This is a genomic window from Bacteroidales bacterium (assembly GCA_012517825.1).
In the GTDB taxonomy this organism is placed as follows: domain Bacteria; phylum Bacteroidota; class Bacteroidia; order Bacteroidales; family JAAYUG01; genus JAAYUG01.
Map to the genome: position 1 here is coordinate 1 of JAAYUG010000174.1, position 2771 is coordinate 2771.

Below are 2771 nucleotides of genomic sequence, written 5' to 3' on the forward strand. Positions count from 1 at the left end.
CGGACCGTTCAAAAGCAGGCAGGAACTGAAAAAAGTCCCCCGGCTCGGTGAAAAAGCCTTTGAACAGTGCGCCGGATTTCTCAGGATAGCTGATGCCGCCAACCCCCTCGACAATACCGCCGTGCACCCCGAAAGTTATCCCATTGTGGAGCGCATGGCTTCAGACCTCGGCTGCTCGGTGAACGACCTCATTGGTAATGAAAAGCTCCGGGCCACCATCAAACCCGAAAAATACATTACCGACAAAGCCGGCCTGCCTACCCTGAACGACATCCTTCAGGAACTGGCCAAACCCGGCCGCGACCCCAGAAAGGAAATCAAGGTGTTCGAATTTGCCCCGGGCATCTTCAGCATCAATGACCTGAAACCCGGAATGGTGCTTCCGGGCATTGTGACCAACATCACCAACTTCGGCGTTTTTGTTGATGTAGGGGTGAAACAGGACGGGCTGGTTCATATTTCCCAACTCGCTGACCGTTTTGTATCCAACCCCCTCGATGTGGTCAAACTGCACCAGCATGTGATGGTCAGGGTACTGGATGTGGATATACCGCGGAAACGCATTCAGCTCTCTCTTAAGGATACGGCCCAAAAGTAGCCGGGAAACTTCCCTTTTGCTCATCAAAAAAGCAAGATTCCGTTGCCGGATGCATCCGGCATTTTGTTTTTTCACTAACTTTAAAACCTGTTTCAACCAAAAACCAACCGCCTATGAAACTTACGCGACGTACTTTTGTTCAGAAATCGGCTGCCGCTGCAGCAGGATTGTCTGTATTACCGCTGTCGGGATGGACCGGCAGGGCTGCCCCTTCCGACACACTGCGGGTAGGCCTTATCGGATGCCGAAACATGGGTTTTGGCATTCTGGAGCACCACCTGAAAAATAAAGATGTTGTATGCACCGCCCTGTGCGATGTTGACGAAAATGTACTGAACGACAAAGCGGCCGCGGTGGAAAAGAACTTCGGCCAGAAGCCAAAGCTGTACCGTGACTTCCGCAAACTGCTCGAGCAGAAAGATATTGACGCGGTCATTATCGGTACCCCCGACCACTGGCATTGCCTGCAGACGGTCTATGCCCTTCAGGCCGGCAAGGACGTGTACGTGGAAAAACCCATGGCCAACAGCATTGAAGAATGCAACATCATGGTGCGGGCAGCCAGGCGCTACAACCGGATTGTGCAGGTAGGCCAGCAGCAACGGAGCGGATTTGTTTTCAACAAGGCCATGGAGCTCATCAAAACCGGCAAAATAGGCAAGCTGCGCAAGGTGAATATCTGGGCCAATTTTGCCTACGGAGTAGGGCCGGTGATTGTGCCCGATGAACCCGTTCCGGCAGGAGTTGACTACGACATGTGGCTGGGTCCGGCACCACAGCGACCTTTCAACCGCAGCCGTTTTCATGGAACCTGGCGCCATTTCTGGGATTACGGCGGGGGGCTTATGTCCGACTGGGGTGTGCATCTCCTCGATATGGGACTCTGGGCAAAAGACCTGGTGAAAGCTCCCGAAAAAGTACTGGTGTATGCCGCCAATACTTACTCACAGCCCCGTGCAAGGGAGACCTTTGATACCATGACGGTTTCGTTCCCGAAAGACGATTTTGTGATCAATTTCGACCTCACAGCCGGCATCCAGCGCGGGCCGTATGATATGCTTTACGGAATTGCCTTTATTGGCGACCTGGGAACCATCGTCACCGACCGGTCAAAAGTGGTTCTTTATCCCGAATGGGACAATGAACAGAAAAAATTCATGGGCGAGGAATACAGCTATACCGAAGGCAAGGAATCGCACGGTGAGCACGTGCGCAATTTCATTGATTGCGTGAAATCGCGCAACCAGCCGGCCTGTCCTCCTGAAATCGGCCGCGCCGCCGCCCTGCATGCCCACTTCCCCAACATCGCCGCCCGCTCGGGCGAAAACCTGCTCATCTGGGACGATGCTGCCGGCCGTTTTACCAACAGCGAAAAGGCCAATACTTTGATTACTCCCGTGTACAGAAAACCCTGGGAACTTCCGAAAGTCTGACTATCAGCAAATCATTTGCATTAATGGAAACACGCAGAAATTTCCTTCATAAAGCAGCCATATCGGCCGCGGCTCTGGTCACCATGCCTTCCCTTCTCAGGGCTTCGGCAGGAAAAAGCTCCCTGAAGAAATTCGGGTTTATTTCAGGCATCGTAGGAAAAGAGCTGAAAGCCGACTGGCAGGGCACCCTCCGCAAGGCGGCAGAATATGGCTTTTCCGAAATCGAAATCGGACGGCATCTGGGAAACACCCCTTCGGAATTCCTGTCGTTCTGCAACTCGGTGGGAATACAGCCCGTAGCAGGAGGCGTTGCCTTTACCGAAAACCAGAATGACCTGCCGGCCCTTCTTCAGCCTCTGCTCGACCTGAAGCTCACCTATGCCGTTGTTTACTGGCCATGGCTTACCGGAGGCCCCTTCAGCCCCGAAGATTGCAGAAAAAGCGCCGAAATCCTCAACAAAATGGGTGAAACCTGCAAAAAATACGGGCTTCACCTGTGCTGGCACAACCACAACAAGGAATTCATTTCCATGGAAGAAGGCCTCCCCTTCGACTACCTGATGCAACATACCGATCCACAGCTGGTTTCGTGCGAAATGGATATTTACTGGGTACGGAAGGGAGGTGCCGATCCGCTTACCATGATGAAACGCTATGCGGGGCGCATCAAAATACTGCATGTGAAAGATATGGCCCCCGGCGACGAAATGGATTTTGCCTGCCCGGGCGATGGCATCATC

3 protein-coding genes are annotated in these 2771 nt (G+C 53.2%); all 3 read left to right on the forward strand.

The window, feature by feature from the left end; genetic code table 11:
- Positions 1–598 (forward strand): S1 RNA-binding domain-containing protein (locus GX419_12250; protein ID NLI25465.1); only part of this gene is annotated, 598 nt, incomplete at its 5' end.
- A gap of 113 nt (positions 599–711) precedes the next feature.
- Entirely contained in the window at positions 712–2031 is a 1320-nt protein-coding gene (locus tag GX419_12255; GenBank protein ID NLI25466.1) for a Gfo/Idh/MocA family oxidoreductase, read from the forward strand.
- Between the two features lie 23 nt (positions 2032–2054).
- A partial coding sequence (locus GX419_12260) for a TIM barrel protein (GenBank protein ID NLI25467.1) occupies positions 2055–2771 on the forward strand: 717 nt, incomplete at its 3' end.

What these genes read in the sequence shown, in the direction of transcription:
- GX419_12255 (NLI25466.1), top strand. Translation starts at nt 712, where the DNA reads ATGAAACTTACGCGACGTACTTTTGTTCAGAAATCGGCTGCCGCTGCA.